Below are 15,862 nucleotides of genomic sequence, written 5' to 3'. Positions count from 1 at the left end.
AGTGCCGAGCATGGGAGACACACGGCGGGTGCTAACGTCCGTCGTGAAAAGGGAAACAACCCAGACCGTCAGCTAAGGTCCCAAAGTCATGGTTAAGTGGGAAACGATGTGGGAAGGCTTAGACAGCTAGGAGGTTGGCTTAGAAGCAGCCACCCTTTAAAGAAAGCGTAATAGCTCACTAGTCGAGTCGGCCTGCGCGGAAGATGTAACGGGGCTCAAACCATGCACCGAAGCTACGGGTATCATCTTAGGATGATGCGGTAGAGGAGCGTTCTGTAAGCCTGTGAAGGTGAGTTGAGAAGCTTGCTGGAGGTATCAGAAGTGCGAATGCTGACATGAGTAACGACAATGGGTGTGAAAAACACCCACGCCGAAAGACCAAGGTTTCCTGCGCAACGTTAATCGACGCAGGGTTAGTCGGTCCCTAAGGCGAGGCTGAAAAGCGTAGTCGATGGAAAACAGGTTAATATTCCTGTACTTCTGGTTATTGCGATGGAGGGACGGAGAAGGCTAGGCCAGCCTGGCGTTGGTTGTCCAGGTTTAAGGTGGTAGGCTGAGATCTTAGGTAAATCCGGGATCTTAAGGCCGAGAGCTGATGACGAGTGTTCTTTTAGAACACGAAGTGGTTGATGCCATGCTTCCAAGAAAAGCTTCTAAGCTTCAGGTAACCAGGAACCGTACCCCAAACCGACACAGGTGGTTGGGTAGAGAATACCAAGGCGCTTGAGAGAACTCGGGTGAAGGAACTAGGCAAAATGGCACCGTAACTTCGGGAGAAGGTGCGCCGGTGGAGGTGAAGCATTTACTGCGTAAGCCCCTGCCGGTCGAAGATACCAGGCCGCTGCGACTGTTTATTAAAAACACAGCACTCTGCAAACACGAAAGTGGACGTATAGGGTGTGACGCCTGCCCGGTGCCGGAAGGTTAATTGATGGGGTTAGCGCAAGCGAAGCTCTTGATCGAAGCCCCGGTAAACGGCGGCCGTAACTATAACGGTCCTAAGGTAGCGAAATTCCTTGTCGGGTAAGTTCCGACCTGCACGAATGGCGTAACGATGGCGGCGCTGTCTCCACCCGAGACTCAGTGAAATTGAAATCGCTGTGAAGATGCAGTGTATCCGCGGCTAGACGGAAAGACCCCGTGAACCTTTACTATAGCTTTGCACTGGACTTTGAATTTGCTTGTGTAGGATAGGTGGGAGGCTTTGAAGCGTGGACGCCAGTCTGCGTGGAGCCAACCTTGAAATACCACCCTGGCAACTTTGAGGTTCTAACTCAGGTCCGTTATCCGGATCGAGGACAGTGTATGGTGGGTAGTTTGACTGGGGCGGTCTCCTCCTAAAGAGTAACGGAGGAGTACGAAGGTGCGCTCAGACCGGTCGGAAATCGGTCGTAGAGTATAAAGGCAAAAGCGCGCTTGACTGCGAGACAGACACGTCGAGCAGGTACGAAAGTAGGTCTTAGTGATCCGGTGGTTCTGTATGGAAGGGCCATCGCTCAACGGATAAAAGGTACTCCGGGGATAACAGGCTGATACCGCCCAAGAGTTCATATCGACGGCGGTGTTTGGCACCTCGATGTCGGCTCATCACATCCTGGGGCTGAAGCCGGTCCCAAGGGTATGGCTGTTCGCCATTTAAAGTGGTACGCGAGCTGGGTTTAGAACGTCGTGAGACAGTTCGGTCCCTATCTGCCGTGGACGTTTGAGATTTGAGAGGGGCTGCTCCTAGTACGAGAGGACCGGAGTGGACGAACCTCTGGTGTTCCGGTTGTCACGCCAGTGGCATTGCCGGGTAGCTATGTTCGGAAAAGATAACCGCTGAAAGCATCTAAGCGGGAAACTTGCCTCAAGATGAGATCTCACTGGAACCTTGAGTTCCCTGAAGGGCCGTCGAAGACTACGACGTTGATAGGTTGGGTGTGTAAGCGCTGTGAGGCGTTGAGCTAACCAATACTAATTGCCCGTGAGGCTTGACCATATAACACCCAAGCAATTTGCGTCGAATGACCAGATTGCGGTGACTGTGGAGATGACACGAACCGAAAGTTTGCGTCACCAACAACACCTGAACCGACTATCACATACCCGATTTGCTGAAGCGCGCCGCAGGGCACGATTCGGTACCCGAATTTCTTGACGACCATAGAGCATTGGAACCACCTGATCCCATCCCGAACTCAGTAGTGAAACGATGTATCGCCGATGGTAGTGTGGGGTTTCCCCATGTGAGAGTAGGTCATCGTCAAGATTGAATTCCAGAAACCCTCTTCGCTTACGCGTCGAGGGTTTTTGTTTGTCTGGGGTTTGAGAAACCTCTGCACTCTCCTGAACTCATAACTCCACCTCTCCGGCAGTACAAAGAAGCCACGGGAGCCGGAGCCTCTCCCAGGTTTAATGGAACGCCCCCATCCCTGCCAGTCTGCTGCCGGGTCGCAGGTGGAAGCTGCGCAGCACCGGCAGGCTTCCGTCCGACTGACGTGGCGCATCCCACCCCGTATCCGAGACATCCTCAAAGTCTGCGTCGGTTACCGGCGTTGGCAACATCCAGGAGTTGTGTGCCATGTCCAGCCCTTCGGTGTTAACGGTCAACCGCCCCTTGTAGGCAATGTTGTTGAGCAGGTTGCCGAGAGGGATCAGCGAACCATCCGGGGCGATACCTGCCATGTTGTAGTTCACGCCATTGGAAAAAGCCGTGTTGTTGATGAAGTCCAGTGCCAGGGTATGGTGATTGACATAGAAACCAGCGGACTTATTGTCAAAGGCAACTGAATTACGGACGACATGTTTCACGCCATCAGGCACATACTTGCCACCGTATCCACCTGCTTTGATGCCATTACCATTGCCTGCTTCAAGTTTCGTACGCGTGCCAGGCAGGTAGCCTTGCTGCCATGCCCATGAGCTTTCGATGGTCACAGGCGAGAAGGCATTGATCAGGTCAAAGCCGTCATCGGAATTGGCCCACGCTCTGCAACCGCGAAATACATTGCCGGGATGCCCCGCCTTGATATGTGCACCGAAGCCGTCTGCACTCTGGCCCGCGCCGTTTGAGGTATAGGGATCGTAGTTGTGGTGGGAGTCGCTGTTCAGCACCAGGTTATAACCGCCGTTCTGAATGAACAGGCCTGGTCCCATGTTGTGATGCAGATCGAGTTGCTCGAAGGTATTGTGGCTGCCGCTGTTCCAGATGCCCCAGGATTCATGGTTGAGATGGTTTTGCGGCTGCTGCGGCACGCCTGTCACCTCCAGCCCTTTCAGGTGTATCCAGCTACCGGTAACGTTGAAGCCTTTGACGCGACAATCGTCTTTCATGGCCGAGAAATCGAAAACCGGTGTTTCGCCCGGATAGGCCCAGTAACGTATGGGTCTGTTTTCGCTGCCGCTGTTGTTCAGGGTGATGGCATTGACCGTATCTGTACGGCTAGCGCAGCGGTTGATGCCGCCTGTGTAGGCATAGAGGCCGCCGCGCAAGTACACCGTATCGCCGGCTTTTGCGGCTTGCTGTGCGCGCATGATGGAGCGCAACGGTGCGGCTTTGGTACCTGCCGCGTGATCATCGCCATTGGGGGCCACGTAGTAGTCAGTTGCCTGCGCTGTTGCAGCGACGACCAGCAAGACCGTCAGCAGTATCGTTTTCATGGGGTCACTCCAAGCCTGCCTCGTGTAATCGTATGCGTGTTTGCTGCAACTCATTATGAATTCGATGAATAAAGAGTCTGTTCGCCTGAGGCCTGCAACCGGACCTCACTCAATGGGAAGACAATAAAAAAGGCCGCATTCTCATGCGGCCTTCTGGCTACAACTTACAGCCCTTACGAGGCCAGTTCCGGAACCTCTGGTTTCACATCGTCACGGCGCTGAATGTATTTCCAGTCCGCTTCATCAATGTAGATGCCATTGGGTCCGCTGCCGCCTTCCAGGTCGATGGCGACGTGGGCCGAAACCTGTGGCTTCACACTGGCCAGAATTGGAACGAAGCCCAGTTGCAGACTGGTTTCCAGCAGTGCTGCCTGATTCTTTTCGTCGATGTCTGCTGCTTCGTCCAGGTAGTAAGGCAAGCGCACACGCCCTGCCTGATCGCGATCCATCAAGTGCAACAGCAGGTACATGTTGGTCAGCGCCTTGATGGTCATCGTGGTGCCGTTGGAGGCCGCGCCATCGATATCGGTGTGGATAACCGGCTGACCATTGACCTTGGTGATCTCGAATGCCAATTCGAACAGGTCTTTCAAGCCCAATTGGTTGTGGTTGGCAGCCACAAGCCGCGCCAGATATTCCTTGGCTTCTTCGTTTTTGTTGTCCTGCTCTGCGCTCTGGCTCAGGTCAAAGACCGACAGCGTCTCGCCTTCTTCGTACTGCCCGGCGCTGTGGATGATCTGGTCGATGTGCTTGAGCGCTTCCTTGTTAGGGGCGAGCACGATACGGAAGCTCGCCAGGTTCGAGACCTGACGCTTGTTGATCTCGCGGTTGAACAGCGCCAGTTGATGCTCAAGGCTGTCATAGTCGCTACGAATATTGCGCAGGGTCCTTGCGATATCCGTAACCGCAGCGCGACGCGCCTTGCCCAGCGTAAGCGCTTCGTCGGTACGGTGTGCGTAGGCATTGATCAATAACTGCAGGCGACGCTCCATGTCGTCCTCGCTGTCGAACTTGGCCACACCCTTGAGACGAACCTGTGCGTACAGCGCTTCGATCTGCCCATCGCTGCGCAACAGACCCTGCCAGCTGTCCTGGTAGTCGTTGAGCAGCGGCAACAGGTTATCCATGGAATCATCGATCGGGTCCATGAACGGTGTGCCGAACGGAAGATCCGCAGGCAGCAACTGACGGCGACGTAGCGCATCGTCCAGCGTACGTTGCTTGGATTCCATATCGCCGATCTGACGTGCGATCAATTGCAGCTTGGCTGACAGTTGCTGAACGCGCTCGGTGAACGCGTCGCTGGAGCGTTTCAGTTCATCCTGAGCGGCTTCCATCTGCGCCAGCTCTTCCAGCTTGGTGGATTCCTCCGCGCTCAAGGTCTGGCAACGACGGAAGTCTTCAAGCGCCTTTTGAGCATCCAGCACCTGCTGATACAGCGCTTCGGTCTGGGTCTTGCTCGCCGAACGGTCGGCGGCGACAGCCTGCTGGGTTTTCAGTTGTTTGAGTTCTTTCTCCAGTCGCTCTTTCTGATCGCGCAACGCGGCACGATCGGCCAGCGCCTGCAGGGCAGGAGGCTCGATGCTCGACAGGTTGATCGTCAGCCCCGGTACTGCAAACTGATCGCCCTTGAAGCCATCCAGAATGGTCTCCAGCGACTTGACCCACGCATCGCCGTCATCCAGCGCAATACCTTGCTCACCCAACGGCAAGCTGAACAGCGCGCTGTTGAACAGGCGCATCAGACGTTCTACGTCCGGCTGGGAAAACTCTTCACGCAGACGGGCATAACTGTTGTTGTCCGCATGATCGAGCTGTTGCTTGACCGACTTGAGGCGTTTTTCCAGATCGCGCAAACGCTCGTCCAGGTCTTCGGCGCTGAATTGCCGGGACTGGGCCAGCGCACCGGCCAGCTCATCGTGAGCGTCCTTGGCGGCGAGCAGTTGTTGCTCCAGCACCTTGACGTCATCGACCAGCGCAAAACGATTCTTCAGCACCGACAGCTCGCCCACCCAGCGCTGGATGCTGCTGATTTCGCGCTCCAGGCGCATCAGTTCCTGAGTGCTGCTGCGCTGATCATTCTGCATCTCATCCTGCTGAGCACGATAATCCTCGGCCTGAATGACCAGTTCTTCCTTGCGTGCACCGGAGTAATCCGACCAGGTGCCGAGCAGTGAGTCGAGGATCGGTGACAGACGATGCAGCTTGCCGCGCAACACATCGCGCTGCTTGACGCCAGCGGCCAGCGCCTCGACCAGTGGACCCGCCAGCACCAGCGAGTTGTAGTCCTGTTCCATACGCCGCACATCGCGGAACGCTTCTTCACAGGCGGCAATGTAGTCGACGCTGCCCGAGCGCAGGCTGTGCTCGAAGGCATCCAGAAACAGCTGCTTGAGTTTGGCGGCCGTGATTTCACGCATGTGCAGCAGGTTGATGAACAGTGCGCGGAAGGTCTTGAGGCTCTGCTCGCTGGTGGAGCGCAGCGGGATCAAGGTCAGGTCCAGCGGGATCGACGTGTGGCCGCCGACCAGCAGACGGCGCAGTTCGTCAGGTTTCAGTTCGTAGGCTTTCAGGCCCTGGCTTTCCAGGTTGCTGAACAGCTCTTTCTGACGCAGGCAGGTGTCGTTCTTCTGGTAATGACCCAGATCCAGCTCGCCGGCATAGGCGAAGAACTGATGGCCGAAGCCGCCGCCCGGACCGCGACCCACGACGCCGATGACATGCGGGCCGTGAGGCAGGGAAACTTCCACCAGAATGTAGCTGGTGTCGGAGGCGAAGTAGAAGCGCCGCGATTGTTCCAGGCTGTATTTGCCGAAGCTCATGTCCGACATGCGCGCCAGAATCGGGAACTGCAGGGCGTTGATCGAGGCGCTTTTGCCGAGGTTGTTCGCGCCATATACCGACAACGGGTTTTCCAGCGGGAACAGGCCGAGGCTGTAGCCGGCAGTGTTCAACAGGGCAAAGCGGCGGATGCCATAACGTTCCTGGCTCATGTGTCCATCTCCTGTTGTTGCTCATCGGCGATTGCCCGGGCCAGTGCCTCTTCTTCGGTCTCTTCGCCGAATTCAGCCAGGTCCAGCGGGTCATCGGTTTCCAGCAGCTTCTCGTCGCTGTCGTCATCGATGAGCACAGGCGTAGGCAGGGGCAGGGCGCTATGCAGGCTGGCTGCCAGATCGCGGTCCTGTTGCACCGACAGGCACACATCGAGAAAGCGGTGCATCGGTGGCAGGAAGCGGTAAATACCCACTTCCTCACTGGCGAAGCCCAACTGCGTCATGCGGCGCATGATCTTTTCTTCAAGCTCTTCCGGGGTCTGTACTTCAGCCTGGAGAAACAGGTCGCGGTACTTTTCCAGCATCGAAGGCAGCTCGTCGCGGCCCAGGCTGCCACCGTCGAGCACGGACATGGGATCACGGCCCTGATCTGCCAGATGTTCCACCAGGATGAAGGTGAACAATGCCAGGCGCTGGGCGGTCTTGTTCACCTGCGCGGCAGCCAGTTCCGGTACGAAGTAATAAAAGCCACGCGTGTCGCAGACCAGTTCGAAGCCCAGCGCCTTGAACAGTGTGCGGTACTGGTCCTGACAGTTGGAGAGCTGGGTGTACAGCTCCGGGTCGCGGCGGCTGATGTGATAGCCCTTGAACAACTCGCGAAAGATCGGCGCAAGCTGGGACATTTCGGATAGATCAAGATGCATGAACGGTGCTCTCGGAAGGCTCGGCCTGCTCGTCTTTTGCAGCGAGCAGGGCAAAGGAGCGCAGGCTGACGCGGTGCTCCCGGGTGAAATATTCGCGACGCTCGAGGCGTTCACGGGCGAAGCGCTTGTCGCGCGACAGGCGTGAGAACCAGTAGAGCAGCTCGTCGGTCTCGCCGGTCGGCTCCTGCTCCAGCAACCAGACCATCAGGTCAGGCATCGGCAATGCGTCTTCGCAGCGCTCGAGCATCTCCTTGACGGTGCGCGGTGCGCGTGGCGCCTGGCCCTTGCGGGTGCCGCTGGCCTTGGGGAATCTCGCGGGCTTGGGTTCAAAGCGCGCCAAGGCATACACGTAGGCCTCGACCTGACTTGCACTGCCCAGGAACGTACTTTGCGGACGGGTAAACAACGGCATGGCCGCCTGAGGCACTGCATCCAGCCCCTTGCGGCGAATGGCAGACAAGGCCAGCGCTGCGCCGCGTGTCACCGCGTTGTGGCGACGCGCTTCTTCACGCAGTGGCAGCAGCAGTTCGCGCGCATGGCGCAAGGTCAGCTGGGCACTGGTCTGCATTTCGAGGATGCGCGCGTGGGTGCGCAGCAGCATGTCGTCGTCGACCAGATGACCGAGACGTTGTTGCTCGGTCAACAGACGCAGCAGGACGTTCTCGACCTTGCGGACACCCTGCTCGAACGCACCGTCGGCGTTGACCAGCTGAATCATCGGCTCGACGTATTCGTCCCACGTCGCCAAGACTTCGGCATAGCGCTGGCGCAACGGGATCTGCCGGTCACTGGTCTTGGCCCGGTCGGCTACGGCGACCAGCGCCTGTTCATCGTTGGCAAGTTTCTTGAGTACGTCGCGCACACGCATGTCCAGCAGCCGCAGCTGTCTGGCCAGGTCGTTGGCGTCGCGAACATCGAACGCGTCCTGAATGTAGCCGGCCAGTCGCTCAAGGTGGCGCAGGTAGGCCTCGATTTCCAGGCACAGACCCAGGCGGTGCTCGCGGCGCAGGTACGACAGGAAGTCATGGATCTGTGCATTGAGCTCGAAACGGTTCGGGCTTTTCGCGACGGGCACCAGAATGTCCAGACGGATCCACACGTCCAGCAGATTGGTGATGTCTTGCGGAGTGCTGTCCTGCTGCTGAGCGCCCAATTGCAGGCGCAGCTCGCTCAGGCTCAACGTACCCTGGTCGAAATGTTCGCATAAGGGCTCAAGGAGCGCCCAGTGCTCGGCAAGGGCGCGCAGAACGCGCTTGGGTTCGATCATCGTTAGGCCGACTGTTGGCAAGTGAAAAGCGGCAATTGTACTGCATCAGCCGACTGATATTTCACCTGCGGGCGATATGCTGCAGCGCAAAAAGGCGAACAACGCTAGAATTGCGCGCTTAACTTATCCACAGGTGGCCGACCCTTGCTCAACGAGTCCCGTCGCCGCGCTTATTTGACTGCCATGCAGGTGGTCAACTGGCTGCCGCGCACAGAACTGCCATTCGCCGCGCCGTCGCGTCCGCAACTGCTTGTGCCGTTGCCGCCGCCGGTCGAGGTGCAACGTGTCGCGCCTGCTGCTTCGCCAGCGGAGCACGCTGCGCCTGCCGAAACGTCGAGCGTCGAGCCGGTGGCACGGCAGCTCGAGCGCCCGAAGATCGAGGTGCCGCGCCCTTCATTGGCCAGCACGCGCACAGCTACCCCTGCCGCCGAAGAAGCCGAGCCGGCGCCACCCAAGGCGCCGGTGGTACCGCCACCGCGCTTTGCCCTGCAATTGTTGCGCGCCGGACGCTGCCTGTTACTGGTCGAACTCACCACCGGTCAGCCGTTTCAGAGCCGCGACCCTTCTTATCTGCTGCTCAAGGACATGCTGCGCGCCGCCGGTCTGCCCGACAGCCCGCAGATCATCGGCGAGCCCGTGCGCTGGCCGTTGCTGGTCCGCGGCCAGATGGACCAGGGCCCGGAGGCCGCGCGCGACTTCGTGCAGGGCTTCGTCGGTGCACGGCTTGAGGACGAGCCCTGCGCCTGCCTGTGGCTGATCGGTCTGCCGTCGATGAAGTACGCCGGTGAAGCGGATGCCGAGTCTTACCACCGTGAACTGCAGATCGAGGGTCTGGGCACTGCCTGGGCGCTGCCCGGTCTTGAATTACTGATGGACGAGCCTGAGCGCAAGGCAGACGTCTGGAAAGCCATGCGTCGGCTGATGACGCGCTGGAAATCGATCGATGAGTGATGCCGTAATCTTCCGCCGGATGACCGAAGCCGACATGGACGCGGTGCTGAAAATCGAATACGCGGCGTTCAGTCATCCCTGGACACGCGGCATCTTTCTCGACGGGCTCAAGTCCTACGAGATCTGGCTGATGTTCGAGGGCGCGCAGCAGGTCGGGCATGGCGTCATTCAGGTCATCATCGATGAGGCACACCTGCTCAACATCACCGTCAAGCCTGAAAATCAGGGGCGGGGTCTTGGCTTGTTGCTGCTCGACCACCTGATGAAACGCGCTTACCAGCTCAATGCACGGGAATGCTTTCTGGAGCTGCGTGACAGCAACCGTCCAGCCTATCGTCTGTATGAAAACTACGGTTTCAACGAGATAGGCCGGCGTCGCGATTACTACCCGGCGGTCGGCGGCCGTGAAGACGCAGTGGTCATGGCCTGCACGCTTTTCGAGTAGTACAGGCTGTCAACGCTGGGTGTTGCCGTCCAGCGGGTCGATGATTGCCAGTTCTTCTTCGTCCAGGCCGTTGCCACCGCCAATGTCATCTTCATCGACGACCGTCACATCCAGGTCGGCCGCGGTGTCTGCGCCTGGTTCGTGCGGTGAACGGGCACCGTCTTCATGGATCAGGGTTTCCGGAGACAAATCATCGTCAGTCGAATGGTGATCATCCGTGGAAGCACCCGTCAGGCCTGCTTCGCGCACTCTTTGCTCCGGAATTTCATGTTGCAGTTCGTCTTCAGGGATAAGATCACCAATACGGCCCGGTTCTTCCTCGTCGAAATCGAGCGTCTCCATGGAGCCCATGCGGTCTTCGTTATCGTCGATGGGTTCCGGCTCGGTGGCACCGAACGGGCGGCGTGAATCATTCATGGGGAAATCCTCATTTCAGGTGGTCGTAAAAAGTGGACCGGCCATGACTTTGAAGATTCCTTTTTGTTGACCGACGAGCCTTGGTGAATTTTGCCAGTAGTGGCAAACAGGCGTGACTTGAAGGATCGGACACCAGTCCAAGGCTGGGCATCATTATCGAGGCGTCAAAGCATGAACGAGCTACAAGACCTGATTGATAACAATGCACGCTGGGCCGATGCGATAAAGCAGGAAGACCCAGAGTTCTTCGCCAAACTGGCCCGCCAGCAAACGCCTGAGTTCCTGTGGATCGGTTGCTCCGATGCACGCGTCCCGGCCAACGAAATCGTCGGTATGCTGCCGGGTGATCTGTTCGTTCACCGCAACGTTGCGAACGTCGTGCTGCACACCGACCTGAACTGCCTGTCAGTGATTCAGTACGCCGTGGACGTGTTGAAGGTCAAACACATTCTGGTCACAGGCCACTATGGTTGCGGCGGCGTGCGGGCGTCCATGCAGGACCGCCAGTTCGGCCTTATCGACGGCTGGTTGCGCACGATTCGTGACCTGTATTACGAAAACCGCGAGTTGCTGGCCAAGCTGCCGACCGAGGAAGAGCGCGTCGACCGCCTGTGTGAACTGAACGTGATTCAACAAGTGGCCAACGTCGGTCACACCAGCATTGTGCAGAACGCCTGGCACCGTGGGCAGAGCCTGTCTGTGCATGGCTGCATCTACGGCATCAAGGATGGCCGCTGGAAAAGCCTTGACGTGACCATCAGCGGTTTCGAGCAACTGCCACCGCAGTATCGCCTGCGTCCGCAGGACTGACAGCCGCTCATCGCCGGCCAGCCTGTTGTTGAAGGCTGGCTGGCGAGTTTCGACCCATCACAGCACGAAACGCTGCACCATCAGGTTCAGATCATTCGCCAGCATCGACAGTGCGTTGCTCGCGACGGTGGTCTGCTGCGCGCCTGATGCGGTCTGGCTGGACAGGTCGCGAATACTGCTCAGGTTGCGATCCACTTCAGTCGCCACCTGCGCCTGCTGCTCTGCGGCACTGGCAATCAGCAGATTGCGGTCGTTGATGGTGGCAGTTGAATGAATGATCACTTGCAGGGCTTCGCCGGTCGAGGCGGCCTGTTGCATGGTCAGGTTGGCCTGCGTTGCCGTGTGGCGCAGCGAACTGGCGGTTTGCTGGGTGCTTTGCTGCACGCTGCTGATCAGCCCTTCGATTTCCGCGGTGGAGGCACTGGTGCGTTGCGCCAGTGAACGGACTTCATCGGCCACCACGGCAAAGCCGCGCCCGGCTTCGCCTGCACGAGCCGCTTCGATAGCCGCGTTCAGCGCCAGCAAATTGGTCTGATTGGCGATTGCGCGAATCACATCGAGGATGCTGCTGATGCTCTGGGTACGTTCAGCGAGCCCTTCAGCCTGATGCGATGAATCCAGCACATTCTCGGTCAGTTCCTTGATCGACAGAATGGTTGCCGACAGCTTGTCCTGCCCTTGTGCTGCCGCCTGGGTCGACGCCTCCGATTCGGTCACGGTATTGCTGGCGTTGCCTGCCACTTCGATGGCCGCCTGGCTCATCTGATTGACCGCGACAGCGGCCTGCTCGATTTCATTGTTCTGCAGTTGCAGATTGAGCGCACTGGCTTCGGCGATGCTGCCCATTTCCTGAACCGACTGCGACAACTGCGTCGCCGCTGCGTAGATCTGGTCAATCGTACTGTGCAGGTTGGTGCGCATGCGTCCGAGGGTCATCAGCAACTGAGCAGTCTCGTCCTTGCCGTCCGGTATCTGGTGTTCGCTCAGGTCACCATCGGCAATGGTGCTGGCGATGTGCAAAGCCTGCCGCACCGGATGGATAATGCTGACGCTCAGGCGCCAGGCCAGCAACAGGGTCATTGCCAGAACCAGGCCGATGGCGCTCAGCGCAATGATCCGTGTCTGTTCATAGCTGGCACCTGCCGCCTCTACGGCGGCGGCCGCACTCTGTTTGTTCAGCTCCCGCAACAGCTGCACCTGCATGTCCATCAGATCGCCTTGCAGCGAGAGCATGGTGTTGGCCAGCATCCTGGCCTCGTCCAGCTTGTTCTGCTCGATCAGCGCGATCTGATCCTGCAAACCAGGCATGAAGGCCTTGTAGGCATCCTGCAACGCGACAATCGAGTCATGCTCAGTGCCCGACTGAACGCGCGCGAGGTACTCCGAGAAGCCTTTCTCGACCTCGTTCCTGAGTTGTTCGACATTGATCTTGCTGTTGATGACAGCACCCGGATCGTCGGCGTTGGCGATCAGACGGGTGGTCTCGCTGCGCAGTTTGACCAGGCCGATGGCGATGGCATCGGCGGTGGCGATACTGGGCAGGGCGCCGCTTTCGACCGCCTCGCCCTGGGTGCGGATAGCCTGCATCTGCAACAGGCAGAACGCGCCAAGCGCGATCATCAGCAGGGAGGTTGCGGCGAAGCAGATCACCAGGCGCAGGGTGATTTTGAAGCGGCGCAGGAATGTTGTCGTTGTGGCTTGCCGACGTAGGAAACGAGGCATAAATCTTTTCACGGCACACAACCCCTATAAACACACGGACCTTCTCGGAGAGCCGTTTATAGGGCAATTGTGTGATGTCTTTATGACATCTTATGAATGACTGGTATGCAGCCGAGGATTCATGGCTGCGGGGGCGCAACTTCTTCCATCAGTTCATCCAGAAAGCGCTTGAGCCGGTGGTGCCGGATTTTCGCCAGCAGTGCGCCGGTGTCGGTCTGAAAACCTTCAGCCAGGTGCAGCAGCTTGGTGTGGAAGTGATCGACGGCAAAGTTCATGTCGTCGTAGGGGCGCTGGCTGGCATACGGATCATTCGGGTCGTAGAGCGCCTTGCCGAGCCGCCCTGATACGTAGAAGGTGCGTGCTACACCGACCATGCCCAGCGAGTCGAGACGATCGGCGTCCTGCAGTATTCTGGCCTCAAGGGTCAAGGGCGTGATCGCCGCCGAGAAGCTGTGTGCTTCGATGGCGTGGGCGACGGAGGCGATGCTCTGTTCATTCCAACCCATCTCGGTCAACAACTCGCTGGCCCGCGCCGCCGCCAGTCGCGATGCGCTGGCGCGAAACGGCGAGTCTTTCTCGACCGCAACGCAGTCATGCAGCAGCGTGGCAGCAATCAGGACGCGGGCATCGCCGCCTTCGCGGTCACGAATGGCGCAAACGTTCTTCCAGACTCGCAGCAAGTGCGAGACATCGTGCGAGCCGTCGATTTGCTCTGCGTGGGTATGGGGTATCAGCAGGTTGGCCAGATCCTCAAAGGGGGCGAAGCTGGCAGCGATCATGCGATGGTCCTCGGGCGTCTGCGCAGGCATCAGCATTACAGACAATGGCGCCCGATAAAACCCTGTCACTGCTCAAGAATATGGCTGATCTGGCCGACAAGCAGCCCCGCGCCCCTAGCGTTGAGGTGGTTGAAGTCCTTGTAGTACGAATGCAGGTCGCCGATCAGGCATTGCCTTTCCTTGCAGAAAACGTCATCCAGCGTGATCAGTCTGATGTGTTTCGACTGGCTGGCATGCAGGAACAGCTGGCGGGTGAAACGCTGCAACAAGTCGTGTTTTTCGACGGGCACCGACAGTTCGCTGACCCGCTGCAAGGCTTGCGCATCGCTGTCCGAAGCGTCCCGCGCCAGGCGGTAATAGAGACTTTCAGGATTGATCATTTGCTGCGGCACCTGCGCGACGATGAACACCTCGGCGCCAATACTGCGGTAGGACTCGATCGTGTGCTCAAGGGCCTGGCTGAATAACTTGCGCGAGGTTTCCCGGCTTTTCTCCGTATCGGTGCGCGAGGTCAGGAAATACCTGCTCATCGTCTTATCGCTGTAATCGTCGCCTGTATACAGCGTCCAGCGCGCCACCAGCACGACCTTTTTGATCTGTTGCTGCTTCACGTATTCGAATTCCCGATCAGCCAGCGCTTCGCAGATCCCGGCAGCGTAGTTGCCGTTGGCCACGTCCACGCCGAGCAAGGGCGGGCAGCCGCCCAGACCGATATGCACGAGGGTTCTGCCCTGATCCCGGGCGGCGGCGTCAAACGTCGACAGCAGCGCTTCGGAATGGCTGTCGCCGAACAGCGCCATGTCCGGCACTGCCTGCTTGTCAGAGAGCCCGAACAGGCAAAAATCGACGTTGCCGCTCTTGCTGTCCAGGGGCTGGTCGCATTTGTCGCGTATCAGCGGATCGGCGAATGCCTGGTGCAGGTCCGGGCCGACAGCGAAACGCCCTGGAAAGCCGTCATTCACATAGCCGACCAGCCCCAGTGCGACAAACAGCGTAGAGGCAGCGCCAGCCGTGGTGAAGATCTGATGGCGATTGAAGGTGCCCGCCTTGCGAAAGGGCTGCTCGACGAAGCGCCAGCTCAGCCACGCCAGCATCAGCGACACAAGGGTAAGCGCCAGCATGAGCGGCAGGCCCGGCTCATTCAGGTTGTACTGGCGGGCAAAGGCAAAGACCGGCTGATGCCACAGGTAGGCGCTGTAGCTGAGCATGCCGATCGCGACGGGCACACGTGAACTCAATGCTCTTCCAACCCAAGTCTTGCCATGGGCGAAGACGATGATCAACAGCGCGCCCAGTACCGGCACCAGCGCATTGAGGCCGGGGAAGGGCGTGCTGCTGTCGAAACGAACGACGGCGTAACCGATCAGCAAAATGCCCAGTAAAGTCGCCGCCTGATCGACAACGCTCGCGCGCTCTGTACTGCGCGGTCGCCAGGCAAAGTAGAAAGCGATGAACGAGCCCGCCAGCAATTCCCAGGCTCGTGCCGGCAGCAGATAAAACGCGTTGCTGGTGTTTTGATGGGCGCCCAGTTGCGCCAGCGCCAGGCTGGCCAGGGCGACGACCATCAACAGCACGATCAGCCGCTTGCGGCCCAGTCCCCAGGCCAGCATCAAGAGCAGCGGGAAGAACAGGTAATACTGTTCCTCCACCGCGAGCGTCCAGGTGTGCAACAACGGTTTGAGTTCTGCCGTGGCGTCGAAATAGCCGCTTTCCAGCCAGAACAGCACGTTGGATGAAAAGGTCGGCACCGCCACCAGACTCTTGGCGAAGTACTTCAGGTCAGACGGATCGAGCGTCAACCAGGCGACCGGCAGGCAGATCAGCATCACCACGAACAGCGCAGGCAGGATGCGCCGCGCGCGTCGTTCATAAAAGTTGATCAGCGAGAACCGCCCTCTGATCTTCTCCGCGATTATGATCGAAGTGATCAGATAGCCGGAGATCACGAAAAAGATGTCGACGCCCACGAATCCGCCGCTGAACAGCGGCAAGCCTGCGTGGAACAGAATGACCGGGATGACCGCGAGCGCGCGCAGGCCATCGATCTCGGCTCGATAGCCAAGTGCCGGGTTATGAGGAATGCCCATGTGATGTGCTCGATGCAGTAAGTGGCAAGAGGCGGTAAATGCACGCTG

11 protein-coding genes and 2 rRNA genes (1 of these 13 running past the window's edge) are annotated in these 15,862 nt (G+C 58.6%); 5 read left to right on the top strand and 8 right to left on the bottom strand.

Translation table 11 applies throughout. The features are described 5' to 3' along the window. A 23S ribosomal RNA gene (locus JOE33_RS09870) occupies positions 1–1,978 on the top strand; it begins 916 nt to the left of the window's first position. Between the two features lie 154 nt (positions 1,979–2,132). Beyond that, positions 2,133–2,248, top strand: a 5S ribosomal RNA gene (gene rrf / locus JOE33_RS09865). Between the two features lie 143 nt (positions 2,249–2,391). Here the strand turns inward: rrf and JOE33_RS09860 are convergent. The 4 genes from JOE33_RS09860 to mksB form a co-directional block, all read right to left on the bottom strand. Next, positions 2,392–3,639 (bottom strand): right-handed parallel beta-helix repeat-containing protein, encoded by a 1,248-nt coding sequence (locus tag JOE33_RS09860; protein WP_187626083.1) that lies wholly within the window; start codon positions 3,637–3,639, stop codon positions 2,392–2,394. A gap of 173 nt (positions 3,640–3,812) precedes the next feature. Next, the gene (gene mksF, locus JOE33_RS09855) at positions 3,813–6,632 is read right to left on the bottom strand and encodes an Mks condensin complex protein MksF (RefSeq protein WP_096139517.1); all 2,820 of its coding nucleotides are present in this window, start codon (positions 6,630–6,632) and stop codon (positions 3,813–3,815) included. Next, positions 6,629–7,336: an Mks condensin complex protein MksE gene (gene mksE / locus JOE33_RS09850; protein ID WP_054992789.1), complete on the bottom strand. Its 708-nt coding sequence runs from the start codon at positions 7,334–7,336 to the stop codon at positions 6,629–6,631. Before mksE ends, mksF begins: the two co-directional genes overlap by 4 nt. Next, entirely contained in the window at positions 7,326–8,603 is a 1,278-nt protein-coding gene (mksB, locus tag JOE33_RS09845) for an Mks condensin complex protein MksB (protein WP_010430423.1), read from the bottom strand. The genes mksE and mksB overlap by 11 nt, the downstream gene beginning before the upstream one ends. A 144-nt stretch (positions 8,604–8,747) precedes the next feature. Here mksB and JOE33_RS09840 point away from each other — a divergent pair, with 144 nt between their 5' ends. Together JOE33_RS09840 and rimI are read left to right on the top strand one after the other, a co-directional pair. Next, on the top strand, positions 8,748–9,554 hold the full coding sequence (locus JOE33_RS09840) for an energy transducer TonB (RefSeq protein ID WP_096102533.1): 807 nt from the start codon (positions 8,748–8,750) through the stop codon (positions 9,552–9,554). Beyond that, the gene (rimI, locus tag JOE33_RS09835; RefSeq protein WP_096125452.1) at positions 9,547–9,999 is read left to right on the top strand and encodes a ribosomal protein S18-alanine N-acetyltransferase; all 453 of its coding nucleotides are present in this window, start codon (positions 9,547–9,549) and stop codon (positions 9,997–9,999) included. The genes JOE33_RS09840 and rimI overlap by 8 nt, the downstream gene beginning before the upstream one ends. A 9-nt stretch (positions 10,000–10,008) precedes the next feature. On the opposite strand, the gene JOE33_RS09830 is transcribed toward rimI, so the two are convergent. Next, positions 10,009–10,416 carry a hypothetical protein gene (locus JOE33_RS09830; RefSeq protein ID WP_054992791.1) on the bottom strand — a complete coding sequence of 136 codons (408 nt, stop codon included), beginning with the start codon at positions 10,414–10,416 and terminating at the stop codon, positions 10,009–10,011. Positions 10,417–10,587: 171 nt separating this feature from the next. Between JOE33_RS09830 and can the strand changes: the two genes are divergently transcribed. Continuing rightward, positions 10,588–11,226: a carbonate dehydratase gene (can, locus tag JOE33_RS09825; protein ID WP_003345939.1), complete on the top strand. Its 639-nt coding sequence runs from the start codon at positions 10,588–10,590 to the stop codon at positions 11,224–11,226. Between the two features lie 57 nt (positions 11,227–11,283). On the opposite strand, the gene JOE33_RS09820 is transcribed toward can, so the two are convergent. The 3 genes from JOE33_RS09820 to JOE33_RS09810 all read right to left on the bottom strand — a co-directional run bounded on the left by JOE33_RS09820 (position 11,284) and on the right by JOE33_RS09810 (position 15,814). Then, on the bottom strand, positions 11,284–12,948 hold the full coding sequence (locus JOE33_RS09820) for a methyl-accepting chemotaxis protein (RefSeq protein WP_187626062.1): 1,665 nt from the start codon (positions 12,946–12,948) through the stop codon (positions 11,284–11,286). Between the two features lie 119 nt (positions 12,949–13,067). Then, positions 13,068–13,727, bottom strand: a complete 660-nt coding sequence (locus JOE33_RS09815) for an HD domain-containing protein (protein ID WP_096139561.1) — start codon at positions 13,725–13,727, stop codon at positions 13,068–13,070. Between the two features lie 65 nt (positions 13,728–13,792). Beyond that, positions 13,793–15,814: an acyltransferase family protein gene (locus tag JOE33_RS09810; protein WP_187626063.1), complete on the bottom strand. Its 2,022-nt coding sequence runs from the start codon at positions 15,812–15,814 to the stop codon at positions 13,793–13,795. Positions 15,815–15,862 lie beyond the last annotated feature (48 nt).

It is taken from the genome of Pseudomonas sp. PvP027 (assembly GCF_017833005.1).
In the GTDB taxonomy this organism is placed as follows: Bacteria; Pseudomonadota; Gammaproteobacteria; order Pseudomonadales; family Pseudomonadaceae; genus Aquipseudomonas; species Aquipseudomonas congelans.
This window is presented reverse-complemented; position numbering and strand designations above follow the sequence as displayed.